Below are 25,600 nucleotides of genomic sequence, written 5' to 3'. Positions count from 1 at the left end.
TTTGGCAAAAGGATCGCTCAATGAAAAAAATAATAATTGCCTCCTTTATCGTGATTCCCGCCGCATTGGGCATCGCATGGCTGAACCGAATCGACCTTATGTTGGCCTTGGTGAAGTTCCAGACCGCCAGAGCTTATGAGGTTGCGCCCAACCGCGACATACACTGGCAGCAGGGGCCAGCGCAGGCAGACGCGGCGAGCCAAGATCGTCCGCCCAATGTCATTGTGATTTTGGCCGATGACCTAGGTATTAACGACATATCTACCTATGGCGGCGGTCTGGCCAATGGCCAGGTGCAAACCCCCAATATTGATGAGCTGGCCGCCAGTGGCGCTAACTTTAGCCAGGCCTATTCCGGCGCAGGGACCTGCGCGCCGTCGCGGGCCATGCTCTTAACCGGCCGCTACCCAACACGTACCGGATTTGAATTTACGCCGACACCAGACGGTATGGGGGCAATGGCAACCATGATTGCCTCGTCCCATGATAACGGCCTGCCGCCGAGCATTTACAATAAAGCCGGTGCGGACAAAATCCCATCCTTTGACGAGCAAGGTCTGCCGAGTTCTGAAATTACCCTTGCCGAAATCCTGCGCGATCGCGGTTACTACACCGCTCATATTGGTAAATGGCATCTGGGTCGAGGCAAAGGTTTTAGCCCAGAAGAGCAGGGCTTTGAGCAAAGTTTATTAATGCACAGCGGCTTGTATCTGCCGGTTGACCATCCTGATGTGGTCAATGCCAAAGTTGACTTTGATCCAATCGACCAATTTCTGTGGGCAAAAATGCGCTACGCTGCCGCCTTTAATGATGGCGGTCCGGTCTTTGAACCTAAGAGCTACCTTACTGATTACTGGACCGATGAATCGATAAAAATCATTAAAGCCAATAAAAATCGTCCCTTCTTTCTCTACCTCGCTCATTGGGGTGCGCACACACCTTTGCAGGCAACTCGGGAAGACTATGAAGCCGTTGGCGACATTAAGCCTCACCGGGCAAGGGTATACGCCGCCATGGTACGGGCAGTAGACCGCAGTGTTGGCCGTATTTTAGCAACGCTGAAAGAAGAAGGCCTTTCTGACAATACCATTGTGGTGTTCTCCAGCGACAACGGCGGCGCTGGCTACATCGGCATACCAGATATTAATGCCCCGTATCGGGGGTGGAAACTCACCATGTTTGAAGGCGGTATTCGCGTACCCTTATTTATGCGCTGGCCAGCACATATAGCGCGAAACACCAGCATCGACACACCTGCCGCCCATATCGATTTTCTGCCAACCTTGGTCGCTGCCGCCCAAGCTAAGCTACCGGAAGATCGAATCATCGACGGCGCAAATTTATTGCCACTGGCAATGGGCGAGCATACCGGGGAGTGGGCTAGAGACACCTTGTTTTGGCAAAGCGGTTACTACCAAGTCGTTCGTCACAAAGACTGGAAACTGCAAGTATCTGAGAACCCGAAAAAACAGTGGCTTTTCGACTTGTCCGTAGACCCCACCGAGCAAATTAATTTAGCCGCTCAGCAGCCAGACGTCGTGGCTGAGCTCACCGCGATGCTGCAAGAACATCAAGCCGGTAGAACTCCAGTCCTTTACCCCTATGTTGCTGAGATACCGGTGGCGATTGATAAGACCTTGGATGAGCCTGTAACGCCGAGCGATGAGACGCTTTATTGGCCGAATTGATATTGGCGTAGATTTCTGCGACGGTGGTAAATTACCTGTTCGCTTTTTTAGGAAAATAAGTGCTATACCACCTTGCGTTAATCTTGATAGGCCCCGTTCTTTTTCTTCAGGGCAAGCACGTTAAGCGCGTGACACCTAAACTTCCGGAACCGGAGGGACATCGTTACGGGCAATTGGGACAGGGCAAAGGGCTGAGTCTACTCATTGTTGGCGACTCGGCGGCTGCGGGTGTTGGCGTTGACCATCAGCAGCAGGCACTGTCTGGTAGACTTGTCGCAGCGCTCAGCAAAACCAGTGCAGTGAGATGGAAACTTATTGCGCAATCCGGTGACACCTCTCGTCAATTACTGGACAGGCTCCATGCAATGCCTCAGGAAGAGTTTGATACCGCGGTGGTTTCTATTGGTGTAAACGATGTGACCGGGCTAAATAGGGCGAGCGCTTGGGCTGAAAATGTGCGGCTTATCGTTCAGCTGCTCACTGAAAAATTCGGTGTGCGTAAGGTCTATCTGTCTTGCATTCCACCTATGCATCTGTTCCCTGCGCTGCCAAATCCATTGCGTTGGTGGTTGGGTTTGCGAGCGAAGCAATTTAATGTGTTGATGAGCGCTGTGGCGGAAAGCGAGCGTTCGTCTATCTACGTGGCTATTCCGTATTCGGGTGATCTTGCTGGGATCGCGGCAGATGGCTTTCATCCAGGTGCTGAGGCTTACACGGTGTGGGGTGATTATGTTGCTGAGCTTATTCAACGGGACGTGGATGAACAAACCGGCTAAAGTCCCAAACTTTACATAGATGTAAAAGATGAGACCTGAGCCGTTCTAAGCAATCACCCTAATCCCAGGGCCTTAGCCTCTTTAGCCAATACCGCTTTAACCTGCGGTTGCTCTTTCACTCTTGCGATCAATCCGGCCACTGCAGGCCAACGCGTGGCATCGACTTGGTAGCCAGCGTAGGCGGCGTTTATAAAAGGACTGATGACGCTAAGATCGGCCATCATGAAGTCGCCAAAGATAAAACCGTCGGCGGGGATTTGCGATTCTAAATAATCGAGCATCGGCGGCAGGTCGCGGGCGATGATTTTGGCGACCAGTACTTCGTCGGCTTCTTGCTTGAGGACAAAGGGCCGCATAAAGCGCTGGAAGAATATACCAGAGGCAAGCTCGGCGACGCGACCGGCGCAGAGGTCTTCGTACCAGTGTGCCCGTGCCCGTTCTTTCGGATCTTTGGGGTAGAGTGCAACCTCGGGGTAGGCGTCTTCTAAATACTGGCAAATTACTTTTGAGTCGCAAAGTATGAGGTCGTCGTCGACCAGTGCGGGGACTTTACCGAGGGGGTTGATTTTGAGATATTCGGCGTCGCGGGAAAAGGGCATTTGCTGCACGACTTCATAGGGAATACCCTTTATGTCCAGCGCGATAAATACTTTACGCACGAAGGGCGAGCCGTGTACGCCATAAACTTTAATCATTATTTTCTCCTGCTATTAAGGTCTTTTGACTCATATTCTGTTTTTGCAAAATAGGAGCATTTTAGGGGCAATTGTTTAATTTAAAACACGATTGTCATCGCGATCTATTTTCCAAAAATTGCAGCACTTCTGTAACGGCTTTCTCAAATGACGCGCGCATTAGCGCTGAATCGACAAGTTGTGGGTCGATATGCAGAAATAATTGGACCTCGCCATTGTAATTCGACCAGGCAAATTTACTGCGTTCAAAAGGTACCATGGGCACTCTTAGCGCGTGACTGACGAGTTTTGCATCATGAATGGCCAGTGGGATGTCCGCCAGTGGGAAATAGTTAGAGATATAATCTGGCATGGCAATTTTACGTAGTATCGGTTCTAGTAACGAGAATTGCCGGGCGATTTTCATGCTTTTGCCTGCGGTATTATAGGATGAGTCGCTAGGCGCCAAGGCAATAATACGCGTGTACATATCCGCTATGTTTTCTTCGGGGAATACAAAGGGAAACTGCTTTGTTGCGCGGTTATTGCCTTCGTCAAGGTCTAGGGCACTTGTGCGCAGGCTGAGTGGGGTTAAGACGGGGACGAGGTCGACATGCTCGGCATCTCCTAAAGCGGTATGGTATTGGGTGACTGCGCGCAGGGTAATGAAGGAAAAAATATCACTCATAGACAAGCCCGCTCGCTGAGCAAGACGATTTAGCGCTTGATCTTGTACGGGCAATACAAACTTTTCGACCTCGAAGCCGCTACCCTTAAAGCCAAGGGAGCGGTTGGTATTTAGTAATTTGCGTAGGGGCTTTAAGGTGTCTGCGCTGCTAGCGGTTTTGGTGTTGGCGTCTATTTGGTAGCCAAAATGTGTGCGCTCGCCCTGTTCGGCGAATAGGTGTTTAGCGTGTTTGTTAAACATGCCTTCTAGGTCGGAGATTACATGATGCCATATAAAAATGAGCTGGCGGCGGTCAGCTGACAGATAGGCGCGAAACAGTGGCAGGCCCTCGCCGGGTTTTGCTGCTTTGGAGAGCCGCGCGTCGGTTTCGATTCTGATGGCCTCGATGTTATCGTCTGCATTGAGTACGCGAAAATTTTCGCTCCAATCGGGCTTAACTGATTGCCAGTAGGGCAGACCGTCGATCTCGACTACATTGCGCTGAAACATTTGGTAGGTGTTTGCGAGCTCTTGTATGCGCAGGCGCACGGTCGCTTCGTCTAGAGGCTGGTCGAAGTTGTAGTAGATCGTGCAGGGCATATTGCGATCGCTGGGGCCGCCCTGCATTAACCAAAAGTGAGCATCGCCATCGGCGACTTCTTGGAATCGGGCATCGCTAATTGTCGAGCTGATCCACGTCCGATAAGCCAATACGATACCCACGGCGATGGTACAGAGCGTCATTAGTAAAACTATTTTTCTTAACATGCGCTAGTGTTCTCTATTCATTTGAGTGCAGTTACTCAGCCAGCCCCAGCAAGTGTCGGATACCTGACTGCCTAGGCCAGAGACTATCCAATGGGCGCTTTAAGTTGTGGCCGTGTCACTAAGACGATCGTGTCTTTGAGCCCCGCATCGCGATGAACTAAGGCCTGTTGGTAGACAGGGTCTGCAATCATATCTAGAAAGGCCGCAATATTTGGGTATTCCATGGTGGCTACGCGATGCCAAGGACCAGAGGATCCAATCACTTCGAGTTCAACTGTATTTAGGGTGATGAGTCTTCCGCCGCGTTGAATAATTTGCGCAAGTGCGACGGCGCCGTATTTGTCGTAGGCGTCGCTGCCGCTGAGTTTAGCCTTTGCGAGTTTATGCTCCGCCGGATATTCAGCCTCGTCTTTAAAGGCCAGAAAATTCACAAAGTGAAATGGGCCTTCGGGGTCAATAGCTTGCAGGGCTTTTAGCTGTTCGGCGCTGGGCTCGATTGAGTCGACGTGCAGGGTTTCACTCATAGTGGTTTTGCCGATAAATTGCGTAGAAAGACGTCAGAATGATAAGGGTGATAATGCCGATAATAATCTGGGCGCCAAAGCGGTCGCGCAGACCATTAAGGGCCACTTGGCGGGCACCGACAAAACCGGCAGGCATTGCTTGGATGTCGTTACGCTTTTCGTACTGTTGATACAGATTAAGCATTCGTTGTAGGCGTGGGGCGTCAACGCCACTTAGGTCGGTGGTTTCACCGGGATCAGTAGCAATATTGTACAAATGCCATTGGTTGTCACCGACCGGCGGCTTGTTGAGCACCAGTTTATAGTCGCCAAGAAACAGCGCGGCGTGCCCGGCCAGTTCATAGCCCACGGCGTCTTCGTCGGCGTCACCGTAGTGACGCTCAACGTCGCCTCGTATTAGCGGCAATAAACTGCGACCAATCATGGCTTCGACTTCGCGGCCACCATAGCGCAGCTTGCCATGCTTTACTTGGGGTGGTGTTACCCCCGTTAACTCCAGAATAGTCGGAGTGATATCGGTAACAAAGGAAAAGGCATGGCTGATGTGCCGTTTGGCGGCAATGGGTTGACCGGCAATAATCAGTGGCACCCGCATGCCGCCCTCGCCAGTGTGAAACTTGTAATAGGCAAGTGGCGAGGCCGAGGCACTGGCAAAGCTGGGGCTCAGGGAATTAAAGCTGCCCTTGAGGCCGAGGGTGTCGTAGTCGTTGCTATACCCCTGTTGGCGCAGCGCAAAGCGCAGTGCTGCGGCTTGGGCATTGGCTGGGCCGGTTGCCTCGCTGCCGTTGTCGGAGGCAAAGATAAAAATAGTATTATCGTACTGGCCGGTCTGTTTTAAATAGGCCACCAAGCGCGCGATGTGGAAGTCCATGGCTTCGACCATGGCGGCGTAAACGGCCATGCGTTTGGCTTCATAGCGTTTTTGGTCTGCGCTGAGCTGCTCCCAGTCCTTGGTGGTATTCATCATTGTGGTTGCGGTGCTCTGGGGCACAATACCGAGCGCAACGGCGCGCTTTAGGCGCTGTTCCCGCAGGGCTGCCCAGCCCGTGTCGTATACGCCCATATAGCGGTCGATAAATTCTTGGGGGGCTTGTACCGGCATGTGTACCGCTTGAAAAGGAAGGTAGGCAAAAAAGGGCGCACCGTCATTAATATTACTGTCGATAAACTCAATGGTTTTGTCGACAATAAAGCGCGAAGAGTAAAAGTCGTCTGGCAGGGTGTAGCGCTCGCCGTCGGCAAACCAATTGGCTTTTTCGTAGATGGCTAAATAGGGCTTTTGTTCCCAGTTGTCGGCGCCGGAGTCGGCCATGGCGATGGTGCGTTCAAAGCCGCGACTGCTGGGCAGCAGATCGGGTGTGGCGCCTAAATGCCATTTGCCCACCATATACGTGTGGTAGCCCGCGTCTTGAAGCAGTGTCGCCACCGTCACAATATTATTGCCGAGGGTGCCTTGGTAGTGGGGGTGGCTTTGTAGTTCTGGGGGCACCATCTCTGGAATATTGGACACGCCCGCGCGATGGTTGTCGACACCCGTCAGGAGCATGGCGCGTGTCGGCGCGCAGTTGGCGGCGGTGTGGTAATTGGTAAATTTAATGCCGTTGTCGGCGAGCTCAGACAATGCCGGGGTGCTTATTTCGCTGCCATAGGGCGCGCTGTCGGTAAAGCCTAAGTCGTCGGCCAAGATCAGGACAATATTGGGCCGTTTGCTCGTGTGATCGGCCGCCACAGTCGCCCAGACTTGGGTGCTGAGTCCAGCGATAAGTACAGCAGCGACGGTATAGCGCAGCAAGGCCTTGGGTCGGGGCCGTATAGTGTTAGTAAACATGGGCTGACCTCACTCGGCGTCTGACGTTGCTTGGTTCGCGGCTTTACTGGGCGCAGCGGGCGCAGGTAGACGGCTGGCGGCAAATAGAAAAAGTGCGGTGAAAATAATCTCGGGGGCAATTAGGTTTATCGCCAGCGCGGCGTCGTGGAGCAGCCATGCCAGTATTCTGCCCATGGCGGTGATGCTGGTGAGCATCGCGGCGGGATGAAACCAAACGCGTTTGCCGGTACTCACGGCAATAAGCACACATAGCCCGCAGGTCAGGAAAAAGCCTGCCATATCACCGATTTGGCTGCTGCGGCCGACACCGTCTAATAGCGGCATGCCGAATTGCTTTACCGCTGCTGCCGGATCTAAGAGAAATTGCAGACCGGTGACGATAAAAATAATGGCGGGAATACACACAATTGCGCGCAGTATTTTTGAGCCTAGGGTGTTTTTCACTGTGATCTCCTAACAGATTTATTTTTTATCGTTATGCCTATTTTGGGCGAGGAGCATCAGCACTTTATGAGCTGCTTCCAAACCGGAATTTTGGTTCTGACCAGTGACAAAGCGTTTTTCATCGTCGATGACCACGTGGGTGGCAAAAAAGTCGCGAAAGGCGGTTTTAGCTTCAAATTGTGCACCCGCTTTTTTGAGTTCGGTTTCTGGGTGCATCGGCGTTATGGCAACGCCCAGTTCTTTTATCTGCTTGTCGGTCACGCCGGTCATTCGGCGGCCCGCTATTAGTAGCTGACCGTCGCGGTCTTTGGCATTGATGAGTCCGAGTACGCCGTGACAAACCCCGGCGATTACCGGCTGGTGGTCGGCGTAGTAGGCCTCGCTTATTTTGTTGGCGAGTACTGGCGAATAGCCGAGATCATAGGCGGCGCCCCAGCCACCCGCGATAAAAATAATATCGTACTGGCTAATATCAACGTTGCCGATGGCGAGGGAATTCTGCATTTTTGCTTGTAGCGTTGGGTCTTCAAGATAGCGCTCATCGTGCTCGCTGATAATAAAAAACTTGAGGCTCATTGGGTCGACCGGGATTTCACCGCCATCAATACTGGCGACATCAACCAGCATACCGGCATCTAAAAAGCTGTAGTAGGGGTGGGTCACTTCTGAAATTGCGACGCCAGTGGCATCGCCGTCGGTTTCGCCCGGTGCATTTAGCGTTGCGTGATTGCTGCCGATGATAAGGGCTTTTTTACCGGCGGCGATGTCATAGCGCGGGCCGTTGTAGTCTGGGTGCAGGCCAGCTTTGTGGAGGGCCGTGGGCAGCGCTAAACGGCTTAAGGCTGCGATGCTAATTAGTATTGCGACGGTAATAATTATTTTGTTTTTCATGATGTGATCCGTCTGGCTCATATAATGACACTTAATGTGCCAATATATAGCAGGTAGTCTCATTATGGAAGCGTGGCCGTCGACGAAAGTGGGGATTTTGCTTAGGCAATATGCTTGCTAATAAAGGCGGCTGACTGTTTTAGGGCTGCTCGCGCTTCCGGTAAAAATTGGCTCATTACGGGAAAGGCATGGGGTGGTTTTGGCCATTCCAGGTAGGTGCTATAACCGTTTTGACGTTCCACCATTTGCTGCAGGCGCGTGGCGTCATCCAGTAATACTTCGGCGCCGCTGGCAATAATGAATAGCGGTGGCAGCCCAGCGACATTGCCGAACAGTGGCGAAATACGGGGGTCATCTCGGGATATGTTGGGGGCGTACAAGGCCACGGCTTCGTCGAGCAGGGTTTTGTTCAGTAGTACATCGCTGTGCGAATTGCTCGTGAAGGATTCACTGTTATGGCTTAAATCTAACCATGGTGAATACAGTATGGCGCCGGCCGGGCTCGGCTGATCTTCGTTACGCAGCTTTTGCAGAGTGGTGAGCGCCAGATTACCGCCTGCACTGTCGCCCGCAATGATTATTTTAGCCGCTGAATAGCCCGCGTTGATCAGTGCCAAATAGACCGCGACGGCATCTTCAGTTGCGGCTGGGTAGGGGTGTTCGGGGGCGAGCCGGTAGTCGACCATGAGCACCGCGATATTCGCGTCTACCGCAAGTTGGCTGCACATTTGGCGGTGGCTATTCATGCCGCCCATAATAAAGGCGCCGCCGTGGTAGTAAACGCACACTGGCGCATGCGGGCTACTGTCGACCCCCTTGGGTACGAGCCACTCGACCGCGACGCCGCTGATCTTATCTGCCTTGCTGGTAACTGCGGGGTTGGGCTTGCCGATAGCCATCGCCATAAACTTTCTTTGACGCTTGAATCTGTGCTCCGGCGTTAATTTCATTGTGCCCCGTTGGCGGCGGCGGATGACAGCGCTGAGAATAAAATTCTGCCAGCTCATATTGAAACCTCAAGTGTCGAATTCGGGTATGGCCTACTACTGCCTGCGGCGGGTACGAAATATTCTTACTGTCAGCAAGAGTATTACTAGGGCGCTGATAACACTAGCGTAAAGCCCCAGATTGGGTAGTCGGGCGTTGATGCCGTTAATGATGGCTTGCCGCTCGTGGTCGTAGCCCGCGGGCATGTCTAAGACCTGATTTTCTTTGGCGTACTGCTGGTATTGAACCAGCATCGCGGCGCGTAGTTCCGGCATTGCCTTGCTTAGGTCCTTGGTCTCGCCGGGGTCTTCGGCAATATTGTATAAATGCCATTGGCCGTCGGCGATCTTGCCGTTGATTTTGACCAGTTTGTAATCGCCGCGAAACAGCGCCGCGTTGCCGCCTAGCTCATAACCCACGGCGTCGTCTGGGCCGTAGACAGTTTCGGCCTCGCCTTTAATATGGGGTAGCAGGCTCCGGCCTATGATGAGTTTCTTGGCGTCGCTAGCAATTTCGGTGCCGGCAATCTCGATAATGGTCGGTGTAATATCGGTAACAAAGCTGAAGCTAGTGCTGATGGTCTTTTGTTTTAATTGCAGAGGTTTACCGGCGACGATAAGCGGCACCCGCATACCGCCTTCTCCGGCGTAAAATTTATAGAAGGCTAGCGGTGAGGCCGCGGCGCTGGCAAAGCTCGGACCAATGGTATTCATGCTGCCTTTTAGGCCAAGGGTTTCGTAGTCGTTGCGGTAGCCAAGAAACTTAACCAGCGCGCGGCCGTAGAGGTTACGGGAGTTATTGTGGCCGGTGGCTTCGCTGCCGTTATCGGAGGTAAAAATAAACACGGTATTGTCAAATTCACCTATCGTTTTTAAATGCGCGACGAGGCGACCGATGTGAAAATCCATAGCGTCGACCATGCCCGCATACACGGCCATGCGTTTTGCTTGATAGCGTTTTTGTTCTTCTGTCTGCGCATCCCAGTCGCCCATAGTGCTCATTTGCACCATATTACTGTTCATTGGCACGATGCCCAGCGCCTTGACCTTTGCCTGCCGCGCTTCGCGCAGTGCTTGCCAGCCATCGTGGTAGGCATCCGCGTATTTGTCGGTGAATTCCTGGGGCGCTTGCACGGGGATGTGTACCGCCTGAAAGGGAATGTAGGCAAAGAAGGGTTTTGCATCCGCAATATTTGAGTCGATAAATTCTATGGCTTTATCCACCAGAAATTCCGATGAATAAAATTTGTCTGGTAGCGAGGCCTCTTTGCCATCGGCGAACCATTCGGCGCGGTCGTAAATCGGCAGGTAGGGTTTGTCCTCCCAGTTGTCGGCACCGGTTGCGCCAAGCGCAAAGCTTCGCTCGAAGCCGCGCTGGCTGGGCAATTGCTCGGGCGTATTACCCAGATGCCATTTACCCGCCATATAGGTGTGGTAACCCGCCGACTGCAATGCCTCGGCGATGGTAAGCAGCTTGGTGTCTAGGGTGCCCTGATAGTGGGGATGACGTTTTTGCTCCGGAGGGATGGTCTCTGGGATATTGGGCACGCCGTTGCGGTGGCTGTCGACGCCGGTGAGTAGCATTGCCCGTGAGGGCGCGCAATTCGCGGCGGTATGATAGTTGGTGAATTGCATGCCCATCTCAGCGAGGGCTGAGATAGTGGGGGTTTGAATTTCACTGCCGTAGGGTGCGGTGTCGCTAAAGCCGAGATCGTCGGCGAGAATAAGGACGATATTCGGCGGCGTGGTAGCAGCTGTGCTATTAAGTTCATCTATTTGCGCGGCGCGAGCGTTGGCTATGCCAATGCTAAAGCTAAGACCAAGCCAGGCTAAAGCGAGCTTGTTCGTGGGCCAGCGTGCAGGCTTCATCAGTGCTTCTCTATTTGGAATTCAGACAGCTTAATCTTGCTTAAACGGCGCTGCATTTTCATGGTTGTCCAGGGCCAATTGACGCTATTGCGGCCGGTCTTATCAATAAAATAACTGGCACAGCCACTGTTCCAAACCGTGCCTTGCAGGGCATTTTGTAGGTCTTTATTGAGTTTTGCGCTGGTGTCGCCATCAACAGAAATTGTCGCAATTTTCTTTTTGCGGGCCTTGGTGATGGCGCTGAGAATATATTTCACCTGGGCTTCAATAATCACAAAGGCCGAGGTGTAGGTGTAGAGGTTGGGGCCTAAGGTTAAAAACAAGTTGGGGCAGTCTTCGGCCATGGTGCCTAAGTAGGCCGACGGTGACCCCACCCATTGCTCAGACAGACTGCGGCCATTGCGACCATAGATAAGTTTGCCAATGGGTGGGTCGGAAACCTCAAAGCCGGTGCCGTAAATAATCACGTCGACTTCGCAGCTGGAACCGTCACTGGCAATGAGCTTATTGCCTTGGATTTCAGTGATGCCCGATACTACTTCGACATTGTCTTTGCCTAGGGCTTTATACCAGTTGTTTGACAGTAATATACGTTTGCAGCCGAGTGAATAATCGGGCTTCAGTTTTTTTCGCAGGGCCTCATCTTTGACGCCTCGGGCAATGTGTTTGACCGCCGCTGTTTCTAAACGTTGGGAGAACCATTTGTTTTTGAGATTGTGATTGAGAAATTCAAACTGGAAAAAAAGTATTTTTCTGAATAATTTTTGAGTAAAGGGGAGGCGCGTAAAAATAGTCCGCCAGCGATCCGATATCTTGGTGTCGACTTTGGGCAGCACCCAAGGCGGCGTGCGTTGGAATAGCGTGATTTTTGTTACCTTGCGCTGGATCGCGGGTAAAAACTGAATGGCCGAGCCGCCGGAGCCGATGACCGCAACGCGCTTGCCGCTCAAATCGTAATCTGCATCCCACGTTGCCGAATGGAATGAAGTTCCCGGAAAAGTCTCGATGCCCTTAATATGCGGTATTAAGGGTATGTGCATTGGTCCGCAGGCCATAATCACAAAGCGTGCGCGATACACGCCGCCGCTGGTTTCCAATTGCCAGCATTTATCGGCTTCCAGCCACTCGCACTTGCTAAGGGCACAGTTGAAGTGGATGTGCTCGTCAACAGCAAAGCGTTTTACGGTGTCTTGGGTGTAGGCCTTTATTTCTTCTTGGCTGGCAAAAACACGGCTCCAGTTCGGGTTGGGCGCAAAGGAGTATGAATACAAGGCCGAAGGCACATCGCAGGCGCAGTCGGGATAGATGTTCTCGCGCCAGACGCCACCGACTTCCTGGGCTTTTTCCAGCACAATAAAATCGACCTTGGCTTCACGGAGTTTGATTGCCGCGCAAATGCCGGAAACGCCCGCGCCGATAACAATGGTCTCGTGAAACGCAATTTTGTTCTCTGCAGAAGTCTTTGTTGTCGACGTATCCATTATTCTATCAATCCAATTCTGGCCCGCGTTATAGTCGTTTTAGGGCGTTATTTTTGAGGGTGTATTGCTAGCCCTTGTTGAGCGGCCGATAAAAGTAACGGTAGAGCACGCTGTTTTCTTCTTTTTCATTTTTGCGCCAGCCGTAGATTTTAGGGCGCTCAAATTCAATGGCGAGTTTTTTCCAGAGCAGCCAATCGTAGAGTGCCAGCATATTTTGTAGATTGCAGGCCGAGGTGGGGCTGCGGCTGTGATGGTGATGGTGCTGGGTGGGAAAGGTCAAAACATGGCATAGCGCATACATGGTTTTCGAGATGATCGGATTTGGGTGGTTGAGCAGTTTTAAATCGTAGTCGAGGTTGGCGTGGGTGTGGATTCCCCAAATACTCTTAATGGCAGTGCCAATCGCCCAGACATGGAATAGACCAAGATATAGGCACAGATAACCAAACCAGTAATTGGGTAGGGTAAAAGCCCAGCCCCAGCCGACCACAATGGTTTGGCTTACACCTAGCTCGCCGCGATTATCGGCGCCGCCGTGTAAATGGTGGGTTCGGTGGGTCACTTTATACCAGCGCTGTAATTTGGCGAGCATGGTGTTTTCTGGGGTGCGTGAGTGAGAAAAATTATGTACCCAGCCATGTAATAACTCATCAATCATGACAAAGCTAATAACACCGACGAGGAGGTACTGATCGTCAAGCCATGCCAAGGCGCCAGCATGGCCTGGCATGAATAAAGTGAAGAGGCCAAAACTACACAGGATCAGCAGCGGCCGCTCTATAAAATGTAGCCAGGTAACGGCGATGCCCAGCATCTGCCAGTCTTTGCCAATTTTTTTACCATTTTTGGTGGCGCCTTTGGCTATTTCATACAAGATGAAAAAAACAATCACCCCGAGTGACCAATTGGTATAGCCATTCTCCACATTGTCCATTTCGGGCCTCGGTCTCGTCTCAAACACTGTTGCCATGGTGAGACCTTAAGCAATTTGCTAATATTAGTACAATTCAATAAAAGCATAAGTGATATGCATGAAGCTTAATTTACGTTCGGTTGATCTCAATCTACTCACCATCTTTGACGCGATAATGAGTCACGGCCAAATGTCTAAGGCGGCGCAGCAGCTGCATATGACCCAACCCGCGACTAGCCATGCGCTTAAGCGACTGCGGCAGACCTTTGACGACGAGCTGTTTATTCGCACCCGCAACGGTATGAAGCCCACAGCGCGAGCCCTTGAAATAGCGGGGCCGATTCAAGAGGTTTTGCTTAAAATCCGCGACACGCTTGATTCGAATAAGCATTTTGAGCCGACGGAGTCTGATCGCGTATTTAAAATTGCCTTTGGCCGTTACGGTGAGTTGAATTTATTGCCGCGTATTCTTGAAAAAGTAAATCAGGTGCAAACCGATATCAGCATATACTCCCACTTAGATGACCAGGAAACCGGCCTTGAATCACTTAAGGACGGCAAGATCGATTTTTGTTTTGACTTTGTCTCGCCCCAGGACAAACGTTTGGATTACTGCGAATTCAAACCGGAAGAAATTGTGGTAATTGCCCGCCGTGATCATCCCCGCTTAGGCGCAAAGTTGTCGATTAGTACCAAGCAGTTTTTCGGTGAAAAGCACATCGTCATGAGTTTTGGCAGCGAGCGCCGTGAGCCGCTTCAGCAGTTTATGGAAGAGCAGGGCGGCATTCGCAAGATACTCACCGAAGTAAATCAGTATATTGCGGTGCCAACGGTGGTGATGCAGTCTGACGGTATTGCTATTGTTCCTAGGCCAATGGCGGAGTTCTTTTTGTATAAAGACCGGCTAAAAATATTTAAGCTGCCCCTCGACTTACCGTCGCTGCCAATCTATTTAATTTGGCACCGGGCCATGAGCCAAGACAAGGGCCACAACTGGCTAAAAGCATTGATCATGGAGTGTGTTTGACAGCAGGCAGCCGTAAGGCTGCCTGTGTTGTGATTGCTGACCGGTTTAGTAAGTGTAGCGGGCGGTTAGGCCCAGTGATAAGGGCTGGCTGGTAAAGGCTTGGTATGAGCCGACTGGCGAGCCAACGCGGGTGTCGATAGTGGTAAAGATATTGGCGGGGGCGACTTGGTCGATATCAATCTCGTCGGTGAGATTCCGTCCCCAGAAGGCGACGTCAATATTGCTATTTCGCCAGCCGAGTCTGAGGTTGAGGGTATTGGACGCCGGTTGGTCAAAGCGTGGGTCTAGCGCCGAACTGGCATTGGCGGCGCCGGAGTAGGCGTAGTCCATGCGGGTGTAGATGTCGCCACTGCCAAAGGGGTAGCGCCAGTTAATGGCGATATTGCCTTTGAGTTTGGTGGCGGAGGCCAGCTCCTCGCCATCTAAAATACACTGTCCTAAGTCGTTATCTGGTTCGCGGCCGTAGTAACACTGACCGCCATCGTAGCTGTCGAAGACAGTGTCGATATAGGCGAAATTGATGGTCGTCGACATGTTCTCGGTGAGGATGATGGTCGAGTCAACTTCGATACCGTCAACGGTAACGAGTTCAGCATTGTTGATGATGAAAACCAAACCGGCAAAACTGGCGTTCTGGAAATTCTTATATTCCGTGTGGAACACCGACGCGTTGACCCGTGCGCGGCGGTCTAAGAACTCGGTTTTGGCGCCCAGTTCAAAGTTGATAACTTCCTCTTCACCGAAGGGACGCATTTCGTCAGTCGCGGTGCCGTTTTGTAAGCTGAAACCACCCGCTTTAAAGCCGGTGGATATCACACCGTAAAACATGGTGTCGGCATTCACAAAATAGCTGCTGGATATGGAGCCGGTGATGGCGTCGAAGCTTTGGGAATCGTCGAAATTATTGCCGTCTGGGGTAACGAGACAGATTAGGTTGGTATTTAAAGGTGGAACACAGCCGAGCGCAGACAGCTCGGTGGTTTGAATCACCACGCCGGCTTTTTTCTCATAGGAATAGCGCAGGCCAAGGGCCGCCTTCCAAGCATCACTAAACTCGTAATCGAGTTTAGTGAATATGCCAAAACTGTCGGTGTCTTGGGTGATGTCATAATCGCCTCGATCGCCCTCGACACCGAGTAGTGGCAATGCGAGGGGGGAGAGATTAATGGGCAGTACACCTCTTGTGATCAATTCGCCAGCGAGTGCTGCGCCATACTCTTCAATGTCTTGTTGGGCGAGGAACTCAGGTAGGTCTTTGTCGCCGCGACGGAACTCATTAGTAAAAACAAAGGTACCCGCGAGCCAGCTGAACGGGCTTTCGGTGTCTGATGCGATCCGGAATTCCTGAGACAGTGACTCGCCCGCTTGGCGGTCGTTAAAATCGGCGAGGAGTAAGCTCGCCTGCTCGACATCACTGAGAATAGTCAGGCCGTCGTAGTCATCGTAACTGCTTATTGAGGTTAATGAATAGCCATCGCCACTGTATTCGAGAGTGAAAATAATGTCGTTGGAATCGCCAATATAGCCGCTGCCTTCGCTGTATTCGATGAGCCTGTCAGAGGGGTCGTTGGGGATGGTTAAGCTAGCGCCAGCGTTCCCTAAGATTCGCCTGCTGGCGTCACTCAAAAATACATCACCGGTTGTGGTGTTCATGTCCTTGTCGGCGTAACCCACAATGAGGCGGCCATACAGGGCGTCGCTAAAGTCCATGCGCAACTGGCCGCGAATCGCGTAGCCGTTCAAACCTTCGCTTTTCGGGCCCGCTGCGTTCTCAATTAACTCGCTTCGGCCGGTGTCGACGATGCTGAGTCGACCTGCGACTGAGTCGCTAAAGGGCCCGCTCACATAGGCTTTTATTTGTTTCAGGTTATCGCTGCCAAAGCTGACTTCCGCCATGGCTTCAAAATTTTCAGTTGGGCCCTGCGTTGCGACGCTAATCACTCCGGCGGTGACGTTTTTACCGTGCAAGGTACTCTGGGGGCCTTTTAAGACTTCAACGGAACTCACATCTACCAAGTCGCCCATACCAATGCCTGAGCGAGACCGAAAGGCACCGTCGATAAACAGGCCAGTCGCGGGCTCAAAATTGGGAATGTTACCGGCGTTGCCGATATTGCGAATTCTGAAGGTGGTGGCTAGCGGGCTAATATTGGTGAGTACGATAAGCGACGGCACTTGCGCGGCGATGTCGCTAATGTCGTTAAAACCAATATCGGCAAGTTGGTCGGCTGTTAGGGCAGATACCGAGACCGGGACGGTCTGCATGTCCTCGGCGCGCTTTTGGGCCGTGACGATGACCTCCTCGAGCTGGGCGGCTGAGGTCGCAGCCGCGGGTCCGAGTAAGGCAGCGGATATACCGAATACCAGTGGCCGTAGAGAGAAGCTAACACTTGGCTTATTTTTATACATATTGAGTTCCAGAAAAGGCGGTCTTAAGCGCGCCGGACTTATAATTTTTATATTTACCGAACAGATCTAAGATGCAAGCTACCACAATGGGGCAAGAAGTAAAGTATTGGCAGTAATTATGTTATATTTATGTGGTCGATGTTTTGGCCCTGAGCCTTTAGCGACGAATACCACTGGAATGTATGGCGCGGCGAAAGGCCGATAGAACATAGGAAACCTAGATATGAACAATGAAGTCCATTACCGTGCACTTGAATCAATGTATAAAGCGGCGCCGGTGAATGCCTTTTACTTGCCGGAAATAGGCGTTACCGAGGGTGAGTCTGAGATTTCGATAGCGGTGTCGGAAAAACTATTCCACTCCGCTCGAGCGGTGCACGGCTCGGTGTATTTTAAAATGCTCGACGATGCGGCGTTTTTTGCAGCGAACTCATTAGAGCCCGATTACTTTGTGTTGACGACGTCGTTCACCACCTATTTGACAAGGCCGGTGTCTGAGGGCCGTTTGAGATCCGTGGGCAAAGTTGTTAATCGCACTAAGTCGCAATTTATCGTTGAGGCGATTGTTTATGATAGTGACGATAACGAGGTGGGTCGTGGCAATGGCATATTTGTGCGTAGCAAGATGCGCTTAAACGATGCGATGGGCTATGGTGAGTAGTTGGCGAGGCTAGCTCTAGCGCCAAGGAGCGCTAGAGCACAGTGAGCCGCGCTTAGTTGTGCGCGTGAAGCATCTCGTTGAGGGCGATAGCGGATTTATTGGTTAACACCTCAACCGCGCCATTTTTAGAGTTGCGACGGAACAGTAGGTCAGACTGCCCCGATAATTCGCGCGCCTTCGTCGTGCCAGCAACCGCGCCATCGGCGTCGATGATGGTGAGTACCGATCCGGCAGTGATGTACAGGCCGGCTTCAATGGTGCAGCGATCACCCAGCGGAATGCCAACGCCAGCATTGGCGCCGATGAGGCATTCTTTACCCACAGAAATAATAATATTGTTGCCGCCGGACAGTGTGCCCATGGTGGAGCAGCCGCCGCCGAGGTCGGAACCCGCGCCAACCATCACGCCTGCGGAAATCCGGCCTTCAATCATTCCCGGCCCTTCGGTGCCCGCGTTAAAGTTGACGAAGCCCTCGTGCATAATGGTGGTGCCTTCACCGAGGTAGGCGCCGAGGCGAACCCGCGCGGTGTGGGCAATGCGCACGCCACTTGGCACAACGTAGTTTGTCATCTTGGGGAATTTGTCTACCGACATCACTTCGAGCATTTCACCGCGAAGGCGTGCATCGAGCTGACGGCTCTTGAGCTCGCTGATATCAACCGCGCCCTTATTGGTCCATGCCACATTGGGCAGTGCGCCGAAGAGGCCGGTAAGGTTAATACTGTGAGGCTTTACCAAACGGTGTGACAGCAAATGCAGTTTTAAATAGCCTTCAGGTACTGAGCTTGGCGCGTCGTCGGTGGCGAGCAGGGTAACGACTAAGGGTTGGCTGCCGCTGGCCAACTGCACCGCGAGTTCCGCTTGGTCTTTGTTGCCTGCAGCCTTCAGGGCTTCAGCAATCTGCGCCATTTGGTCTTTTGTTACTGCGCTGGCGGTATTGCCTTCGACAGGCTCAATAACGCTGAGGATGGCATCGACCATTTTGGCGGCTGGGGCGAGTACGGGCTGGGCATAGAAGGTATCTAACCACTCGCCTTTGCGATTTTGGGTGCCGAGGCCGAGGCCGAGTGCGAAGTGTGCTTGAGTCATTGTAAGGTCTCTTAAATGGCTTAAAGGGTGTGATGAGTGAACAGTGACTGATAATGCTCGGCCTTAAAGCCGAGATGTAGCTCGCTGCCGGTGTCGAGCAGGGGGCGTTTCATTAGCGTCGGGTGTTCCAATAGTAGGGCAATAGCTGTGTCTGGGTTTAGCCCATCGCGTTGCGCGGGGCTGAGTTGTTTCCATGTGGTGCTGCGTTTATTGACTAGCGCGTCTACGCCCAATGCTTGCAGCCAGGTTTTTAGCTGTGCTGCTGTTAACGGGGTGTCGCGAACATCTTGAAAGCTAAAGTCGACGTTGTGCGTCTCTAGCCAGCGGCGCGCGGCGCGCACGGTATCGCAATTTTTAATGCCGTAGAGTGTGGTGCTCATGGTTCTGCTCTTGTTGCATGTGGGCTGAAAAATTCAGCCGCTAAGGATAACAAATTCTGGCCGGTGGTTCACGGCGCCATGTCGTCTACTAAGGTTTGTACACTGTTGGTGGCTTTTTGCGCTTGGGGTACAAGGTGGTGCATATCTCGCATACCGTGCCGTCGCAGCCTCTTGCGCTGCAGTATTCGCGGCCATAAAAAATAATTTGCAGGTGTAGCGAGTTCCACTTTTCCTTGGGGAAGAGGGATTTGAGGTCTTTCTCCGTCTGCACCACGTTTTTGCCGTTTGTCAGGCCCCAGCGCTGGGCCAAGCGGTGAATATGAGTGTCGACGGCGAAGGCGGGCACGCCAAAGGCTTGGGACATCACCACACTTGCGGTTTTGTGGCCAACGCCGGGTAGGGTTTCCAGTGCCGCCATATCCTGAGGGACAACGCCGTTAAACTTCTCGACCAGAATTTCTGACAGGCGTTTAATGGCGCTAGATTTTTGTGGCGACAAGCCGCAGGGGCGGATAATTTGGCGGATAACTTCCACATTCTGCACGGCCATATCAAAGGGGTTGTCGGCCAATTCAAATAGTGCGGGGGTGATTTGGTTTACCCGCGCATCGGTACACTGGGCTGACAACAAAACCGCTACCAAGAGGGTATAGGGGTCTTTGTGGTCTAGTGGAATAAGCTGTTCTGGATACAGTTCTTGCAGGCGTTTTTCAATAAATGCGGCCCGTTCTTTCTTTAACATGCGCCACGCTCTTTTAAGCTTTGCACATAGGCTTTTACGCGGTGGGCGGCCTCTGCGCATTGGGCGGCCTCAGCCACCAGCGCCATACGCACGTAGTTAGCACCGGGATTGTAGCCGTCGACTTCGCGAGATAAATAGCTGCCGGGCAATACCGTGACATGCTGTTGTTCGAATAGGCCCTTGGCGAAATCGGTGTCGCTGATCGGGGTTTTGGCCCACAAATAGAATGAGGCATCGGGCTGACTAACATCTAAGCAGCCGTCCAGAATAGCCAGTACCTCGGCAAATTTCTGACGATAGAGGTCGCGGTTGGCTTTAACGTGAGCTTCGTCGTTCCACGCGGCAACGCTGGCCAATTGGTGCTGAACTGGCATCGCGCAGCCGTGGTAGGTGCGGTAGAGCAAGAAGTCTTTGAGAATATTGGCGTCGCCCGCCACAAAACCAGAGCGTAAACCCGGCAGGTTAGAGCGCTTTGACAGGCTGTGAAAGACCACGCAGCGCTGGTAGTCATTGCGGCCAAGTTCGGCGCAGGCTTGCAGTAGGCCGGGAGGCGGACTAGCTTCGTCAAAATACAGTTCTGAATAGCATTCATCGCTGGCAATCACAAAGTCGTATTGATCGGCCAGCGCGATAAGCGCTTTTAATTGCGCGCTGCTCATTACGGCACCGCTGGGATTGCCCGGAGTGCAGATAAAAAGTAGTTGGCAGCGCTGCCACACGTCGGGGCTGACTGCGGCAAAGTCTGGGATAAAATTGTTATCTGCGCGACAGGCTAGGAATTCGGGTTGGGCGCCGGCCAGCAATGCCGCGCCTTCATAAATTTGATAGAAGGGGTTGGGGCTGCACACGAGTGCGTCGGGAGTGGCCGCAACCACGGTTTGGGCAAAGGCAAATAGCGCTTCGCGGGTGCCATTAACCGGCAGTATTTCAGTCTCTGGGTCGAGCTTGTTTAAGCTAAAGCGCTGAGTTGCCCAATGGGCAATGGCTTGCCTTAGTTCGGGAATGCCTTTGGTGGTGGGGTAGTTGCTGAGCTTGTCGATATTATCCTTAATGGCATTGGCGACAAAATCTGGTGAGGCGTGCTTGGGCTCACCAATAGACAGTGCAATATGGGCCATTGCGGGAGTGCGTATGTCGGCAAATAAGGCGCGCAGTTTTTCAAAGGGGTAGGCTTGCAGAGCCGTTAAGTTGGGGTTCATAGGGGCTTACTACTCGCTTTTTCGTCCAGTTCCCGGCAAATGGCCTGCTGAATTTCTTCGCAGAGTTTGGGGTCGTCAATGGGGCGCTGGTTTTCGTCAGTAATAAAAAATACGTCTTCAACGCGTTCGCCGAGGGTGGCGATTTTGGCGTTTTGCAGGCGAATATCGTACTGATTGAATATTCGCGCCAAACGCGCCAGTAAGCCCGGCCGGTCTGGGGTGATGACTTCGAGCACCGTGTGACCTTTGTTGAGGTCGGTGGCCATACTGGTGCGTGTGGGTATTGAGAACAAGCGCATTTGTCGGGGCGTGCGGCGCTCAATGGTGGCAGGGAAGCGCTCGGGGTGTTCCAAGTGTTCCTGCATGAACTCAATAATGTGAGCGATCCGGCTGGGATTGTCGCCAATGGATTCGCCATCGGCGCCGAGCACATAAAAGGTATCTAGGGTGTAGCCGGTGCCACTATTGTAAATACGCGCATCTTGAATGCTGAGGTCGAGTTGCTCTAGTGCCTCTGCGAGCAGGGCAAAGAGGCCGAGCTTGGCTTTGGTGTGCACAAAGATTTGGGTGGCGCCCTCGTGGTCGAGCAAGCCGCCTTCTTTGACTAATACTACGCTCGCACTGGGTTTGGTGCGCTGAGCAATGGCGCGGGTGTGCCACACAATGTCGTCGATCTGCTCGCGAATAAAATAGTCTTCGCCGGTGTCGGCCCACAGGGTGCGGATTTCGGTTTCGGTGAAGCCGTAGTCTTCGAGCTTTTCGATGGCACCCGCTTGGGTTTCGTCAATCCACTCTTGTTTGTCGATGGGGGTTTCGAGGCCACGGCGCAGTGCGCGCCGGGTTTCGGCGTAGAGCTGACGCATTAACGAGGCGCGCCAGGACGTCCACAGGGTGGGATTGGTGGCGTTGATATCGGCTACGGTAAGGCAGAACAGATAATCCAAGTGCTGAATATCGCCCATGGTGAGGGCGAAATCGCGAATGACTTCGGGGTCTTGAATATCTTTGCGTTGGGAGACCGAAGACATCTCGAGGTGTTTTTCGACCAGCCATGCCACTAAATTACTGTCGCGTTTGTTCAGGCCGAGGTTTTCACAAAACTCGCGGGCGTCGACTGCGCCGAGGCTAGAGTGGTCGCCGCCACGGCCTTTGGCGATGTCGTGAAACAAGCCCGCGAGATACAGTAGCTCGTGCTTCGGTAGGCGCTGCATTATCCGGCAGGCCATGGGGTACTGCGCCACCATGCTGGGGTAGCGGAAGCGGCTAATATTTTTGATTAGCTCTAGGGTATGGGCGTCGACTGAGTATATGTGAAAGAGGTCGTGTTGCATCTGACCGACGATGTGGGCAAAGGCCGGAATAAACTTACCGAGAATGCGAAAGCGTTTCATGCGCCGTAAATTCAGGGCGACCCGATTGGGGGAGCGCAGTAATTCCAGAAAATAGCGCTTGTTCTTCGGGTCGGCGCGGAAACGGTCGTCTATTAAATGGCGGGATTTACGAATGAGCCGAATGGTGCTGGCTCTCACGCCGTCAATACCTTCGTGATTTGCCATCAGCACAAAGATTTCCATGAGTGCCGAGGGCGTTTTGCTAAAGACTTTGTCGTTAGCGACTTCTATATGCCCGTTGCGAATGCGGAAACGCGGGTTTATCTCGAGTACGGTTTCGGCCTCGCAGGCGCGCAGTATGGTTTCATCAAAGTGCTGCATGAGAACGTCGTTCAGCTCACCAAGGTGCATGGCCCAGCGATAGTACTGCTGCATAAACTGTTCAACGGCGAGCTTGCCATTGCCGTCGGTAAACCCGAAGGATTCTGCCAGTGTGCGCTGATGGTCAAATAAGAGGCGGTCTTCTTCGCGACCACCAAGGAGGTGCAGTGCAAAGCGAACGCGCCATAAGTAATCTTGGCCTTCTTTTAGCGTGTCTAATTCGTCTTGGCTGAGGAATTGGCGCTCTAATAATTCGTCAATTGATTGGGCGCCAAAATGCCGCTTTACTACCCAACCAATCATCTGGATGTCGCGCAGGCCGCCGGGAGAGCTTTTGACGTTGGGCTCCAGATTGTATTCTGAATTGGCGAATTTGCGATGGCGATGGATTTGTTCATCCCACTTGGCGCGGAAGAATTCGCTGCTCGGCCAAATTTGATCGGGTCCAACTAGCGCCATTAACTCGGTGTGCAGGGCGTCGTTACCCGCCAGCGGGCGTGACTCCATTAAATTGGTGGCAACAGTAATATCTTCGGCGGCGGTCTTGCAGCACTGGCTAATGGTTCTGACGCTGTGGCCGATCTCAAGATTAATATCCCACAGCAGGGTGATTAAGCTTTCAATGTTGTCGCGGTAGTCACCGGCGTCGTCGGTGGTCAGAATCAGTAAATCGATATCGGAGTAGGGGTGCAGCTCACCGCGACCATAGCCGCCAACCGCGATTAGGCTGATGTCATCCTGCCATTGGTAGCTGGCCCAAATGTTTTGCAGTAGCGCGTCGATGCGGGCAGAGCGCAGCGCCACGAGTTCGCGAATGCTCTCCTTGGCTTCAAAGCGCTCTTTAAGGTCCTTGGCTAATTCTTTTAGGTAGGTCTTGTATACCTTGATGGGTTTGCTGGTGCTGGGGTCTTTCTGGCTTAGGAGCTGGGCATCCGGTAGAACCAAATTACTCATTTGGACTCCTGGTAAAAAGGTTCGTCAGGCCGGGCAGTTAATACTTCTACGCCATCGCTGGTCACCGCCATGGTGTGTTCCCATTGGGCTGAAAGACGGCGGTCTTTGGTGGTCACGGTCCAGCCATCTTTCATATTGAGCTTGGTGTGTTTTTTACCCGCATTGATCATGGGTTCGATGGTGAAGGTCATGCCTTCCTTTAATACCAGGTCATTGCGACGGTTATAGCCCTCGCCATAATGCAGAACCTGCGGGTCTTCGTGAAAGACCAGGCCAATGCCATGACCGCAGTACTCTTCGACCACACTGTAGTGTTTGCCGCGAGCGTGCTTGGCGATAATCGTACCGATATCACTCAGTTTGCAGCCGGGGCGAACGATTTCAATGGCTTGATATAAGCATTCTTGAGCTACAACGCACAGGCGTTTGGCGTGCTCGGGTACATTGCCAACATAAAACATGCGGTTGGTGTCGCCGTGCCAACCGTCTTTAATGACGGTGACGTCGATATTCAGGATGTCGCCATCCTTTATTACCTTGCTGTCCGACGGTATGCCGTGACAGATCACCTCATTGAGCGAGGTGCACACTGACTTGGGAAAACCGTTGTAATTTAGGGGCGCGGGGATGGCGCCCTGAACATTGACAATATAGTCGTGGCAGATTTGGTCAAGCTCGCCGGTGCTAATGCCTGGCTTGACGTAGGGGGTAATCATTTCAAGGACATCGGCAGCAAGGCGGCCAGCGATGCGCATGGCGGCAATTTGTTCGGGGGTTTTAATGCTTACATTCATAAAAGAGTACCGATATACGCAAGTGTCAGGCGATCAAAGCACGGTATTGTAAACCATCGCTTATAGTGTGGCGAAGGTGGCGGGGAATTTTAGCGTCAAAAGCGGTTTTGGCTTTATGTGGCGAGGGCTCTGTGGTATAAATACGCGCCCCAATTATGGCGTCTGCTGTAATTGGTTAAATGACGCGCAGAAACCGACACGTAATCCCGGGTGCTCCAGTAAAGCTGGGGTTGGCTTACGGGGTCTCTGCAAGTTTGTAACCCGATGTTAATTAAGGAAAAATCATGTCACATATAAGCATGCGTGAAATGCTGCAAGCCGGCGTTCACTTTGGTCACCAGACTCGCTACTGGAATCCAAAAATGGCACCGTATATTTTTGGTGCTCGTAACAAGATCCACATAATCAACCTTGAGCATACTGTTCCTGCGATGAATAGCGCGCTGGATGCAATTGCCAAGATGGCAGCAAATAAAAACAAAATCCTGTTTGTTGGCACTAAGCGTGCTGCAAGCAAGATTATTGGTGAGCAGGCAGCCCGCGCTGGCATGCCTTTTGTAAGTCACCGCTGGTTGGGTGGCATGCTGACCAACTACAAAACTATTCGTCAGTCAGTACGTCGTTTGCGTGAGCTTGAAGCTCAGCAATTAGACGGTACGTTTGACAAATTGACCAAGAAAGAAGCCCTGATGCGTCGCCGTGATATGGAGAAGCTAGAGCGCTCCATTGGTGGTATCAAGGATATGGCTGGCCTGCCAGACGCCCTGTTTGTTATTGATGTTGATCACGAGCGGATCGCGATTCAAGAAGCCAATAAGCTGGGTATCCCAGTTTTTGGTATCGTGGATACCAATAGCAACCCAGACGGTGTTGATTTTGTTATTCCTGGTAACGACGACGCGATTCGCGCCATCAAACTTTATGTTACTGCTGTTGCTGACGTGGCTATTAACGCCGCCGCCAACGACGCTGTAGCAAAAGATGAGTTTGTTGAAGTTGCTGCAAGCCCAGAAGGCGAAAGCGCTGCCGAGTAATACTCGCCGCCAAGCAGTCTGCGAAAGGGGGCGCGGCCCCCTTTTTTTGGATATATATTGAGTAGGGTCAGTTTGACGGGCCGTGCTTA

The 25,600-nt window shown here is 52.4% G+C and carries 22 protein-coding genes; 5 read left to right on the top strand and 17 right to left on the bottom strand.

Going from position 1 to position 25,600, the window contains the following annotated elements; translation table 11 throughout:
* Positions 1-20 precede the first annotated feature (20 nt).
* Together AZF00_RS12600 and AZF00_RS12595 are read left to right on the top strand one after the other, a co-directional pair.
* Complete coding sequence (locus tag AZF00_RS12600) at positions 21-1,688, top strand: sulfatase (RefSeq protein WP_008248824.1); 1,668 nt, start codon at positions 21-23, stop codon at positions 1,686-1,688.
* 128 nt (positions 1,689-1,816) lie between these two features.
* Entirely contained in the window at positions 1,817-2,464 is a 648-nt protein-coding gene (locus AZF00_RS12595; protein WP_197465652.1) for an SGNH/GDSL hydrolase family protein, read from the top strand.
* 53 nt (positions 2,465-2,517) lie between these two features.
* Here the strand turns inward: AZF00_RS12595 and AZF00_RS12590 are convergent, their stop codons facing one another.
* The 10 genes from AZF00_RS12590 to AZF00_RS12545 all read right to left on the bottom strand — a co-directional run bounded on the left by AZF00_RS12590 (position 2,518) and on the right by AZF00_RS12545 (position 13,566).
* Positions 2,518-3,159, bottom strand: coding sequence for a glutathione S-transferase family protein (locus AZF00_RS12590; protein ID WP_008248826.1), 642 nt, complete (start codon positions 3,157-3,159; stop codon positions 2,518-2,520).
* Positions 3,160-3,253: 94 nt separating this feature from the next.
* The gene (locus tag AZF00_RS12585) at positions 3,254-4,573 is read right to left on the bottom strand and encodes a hypothetical protein (RefSeq protein WP_008248827.1); all 1,320 of its coding nucleotides are present in this window, start codon (positions 4,571-4,573) and stop codon (positions 3,254-3,256) included.
* A gap of 83 nt (positions 4,574-4,656) precedes the next feature.
* Positions 4,657-5,097 carry a DUF1330 domain-containing protein gene (locus AZF00_RS12580; protein WP_008248828.1) on the bottom strand — a complete coding sequence of 147 codons (441 nt, stop codon included), beginning with the start codon at positions 5,095-5,097 and terminating at the stop codon, positions 4,657-4,659.
* Entirely contained in the window at positions 5,090-6,925 is a 1,836-nt protein-coding gene (locus tag AZF00_RS12575; RefSeq protein ID WP_008248829.1) for an arylsulfatase, read from the bottom strand. Before AZF00_RS12575 ends, AZF00_RS12580 begins: the two co-directional genes overlap by 8 nt.
* Before the next feature lie 9 nt (positions 6,926-6,934).
* Complete coding sequence (locus AZF00_RS12570) at positions 6,935-7,369, bottom strand: hypothetical protein (RefSeq protein WP_008248830.1); 435 nt, start codon at positions 7,367-7,369, stop codon at positions 6,935-6,937.
* 18 nt (positions 7,370-7,387) lie between these two features.
* Positions 7,388-8,260 carry a type 1 glutamine amidotransferase domain-containing protein gene (locus tag AZF00_RS12565; protein ID WP_008248831.1) on the bottom strand — a complete coding sequence of 291 codons (873 nt, stop codon included), beginning with the start codon at positions 8,258-8,260 and terminating at the stop codon, positions 7,388-7,390.
* Positions 8,261-8,361: 101 nt separating this feature from the next.
* A complete protein-coding gene (locus tag AZF00_RS12560; protein WP_008248832.1) occupies positions 8,362-9,267 on the bottom strand; it encodes an alpha/beta hydrolase in 906 nt (301 codons plus the stop codon).
* Between the two features lie 36 nt (positions 9,268-9,303).
* On the bottom strand, positions 9,304-11,115 hold the full coding sequence (locus AZF00_RS12555) for an arylsulfatase (protein WP_008248833.1): 1,812 nt from the start codon (positions 11,113-11,115) through the stop codon (positions 9,304-9,306).
* Entirely contained in the window at positions 11,115-12,596 is a 1,482-nt protein-coding gene (locus AZF00_RS12550; protein ID WP_008248834.1) for a flavin-containing monooxygenase, read from the bottom strand. Before AZF00_RS12550 ends, AZF00_RS12555 begins: the two co-directional genes overlap by 1 nt.
* A gap of 67 nt (positions 12,597-12,663) precedes the next feature.
* On the bottom strand, positions 12,664-13,566 hold the full coding sequence (locus AZF00_RS12545) for a sterol desaturase family protein (RefSeq protein WP_231856157.1): 903 nt from the start codon (positions 13,564-13,566) through the stop codon (positions 12,664-12,666).
* Positions 13,567-13,627: 61 nt separating this feature from the next.
* On the opposite strand from AZF00_RS12545, the gene AZF00_RS12540 reads away from it, so the two are divergent.
* Entirely contained in the window at positions 13,628-14,536 is a 909-nt protein-coding gene (locus AZF00_RS12540) for a LysR substrate-binding domain-containing protein (protein ID WP_008248836.1), read from the top strand.
* Positions 14,537-14,581: 45 nt separating this feature from the next.
* Here the strand turns inward: AZF00_RS12540 and AZF00_RS12535 are convergent, their stop codons facing one another.
* A complete protein-coding gene (locus AZF00_RS12535) occupies positions 14,582-16,945 on the bottom strand; it encodes a TonB-dependent receptor (protein WP_008248837.1) in 2,364 nt (787 codons plus the stop codon).
* A 223-nt stretch (positions 16,946-17,168) separates the two neighbouring features.
* Here AZF00_RS12535 and AZF00_RS12530 point away from each other — a divergent pair, with 223 nt between their 5' ends.
* The gene (locus AZF00_RS12530) at positions 17,169-17,606 is read left to right on the top strand and encodes a PaaI family thioesterase (RefSeq protein ID WP_008248838.1); all 438 of its coding nucleotides are present in this window, start codon (positions 17,169-17,171) and stop codon (positions 17,604-17,606) included.
* A gap of 52 nt (positions 17,607-17,658) precedes the next feature.
* Here AZF00_RS12530 and dapD read toward each other — a convergent pair whose 3' ends face one another.
* The 6 genes from dapD to map form a co-directional block, all read right to left on the bottom strand.
* Entirely contained in the window at positions 17,659-18,696 is a 1,038-nt protein-coding gene (gene dapD / locus AZF00_RS12525; protein WP_008248839.1) for a 2,3,4,5-tetrahydropyridine-2,6-dicarboxylate N-succinyltransferase, read from the bottom strand.
* Positions 18,697-18,716: 20 nt separating this feature from the next.
* On the bottom strand, positions 18,717-19,076 hold the full coding sequence (locus AZF00_RS12520; protein ID WP_008248840.1) for an ArsC family reductase: 360 nt from the start codon (positions 19,074-19,076) through the stop codon (positions 18,717-18,719).
* Positions 19,077-19,164: 88 nt separating this feature from the next.
* Positions 19,165-19,818: an endonuclease III gene (gene nth, locus AZF00_RS12515; RefSeq protein ID WP_008248843.1), complete on the bottom strand. Its 654-nt coding sequence runs from the start codon at positions 19,816-19,818 to the stop codon at positions 19,165-19,167.
* Positions 19,812-21,017, bottom strand: coding sequence for a succinyldiaminopimelate transaminase (gene dapC, locus AZF00_RS12510; protein ID WP_008248846.1), 1,206 nt, complete (start codon positions 21,015-21,017; stop codon positions 19,812-19,814). The genes nth and dapC overlap by 7 nt, the downstream gene beginning before the upstream one ends.
* Positions 21,014-23,683, bottom strand: coding sequence for a [protein-PII] uridylyltransferase (locus AZF00_RS12505; protein WP_008248848.1), 2,670 nt, complete (start codon positions 23,681-23,683; stop codon positions 21,014-21,016). The genes dapC and AZF00_RS12505 overlap by 4 nt, the downstream gene beginning before the upstream one ends.
* The gene (gene map / locus AZF00_RS12500; RefSeq protein WP_008248849.1) at positions 23,680-24,477 is read right to left on the bottom strand and encodes a type I methionyl aminopeptidase; all 798 of its coding nucleotides are present in this window, start codon (positions 24,475-24,477) and stop codon (positions 23,680-23,682) included. Before map ends, AZF00_RS12505 begins: the two co-directional genes overlap by 4 nt.
* A gap of 284 nt (positions 24,478-24,761) precedes the next feature.
* On the opposite strand from map, the gene rpsB reads away from it, so the two are divergent.
* Entirely contained in the window at positions 24,762-25,511 is a 750-nt protein-coding gene (rpsB, locus tag AZF00_RS12495) for a 30S ribosomal protein S2 (RefSeq protein ID WP_008248852.1), read from the top strand.
* The last annotated feature ends 89 nt before the right edge of the window (positions 25,512-25,600 follow it).

Source organism: Zhongshania aliphaticivorans (assembly GCF_001586255.1).
Taxonomy (GTDB): Bacteria; Pseudomonadota; Gammaproteobacteria; order Pseudomonadales; family Spongiibacteraceae; genus Spongiibacter; species Spongiibacter aliphaticivorans.
Note: the sequence above shows the minus strand (reverse complement) of the source record. Positions and strands in the feature narration are given on the sequence as shown.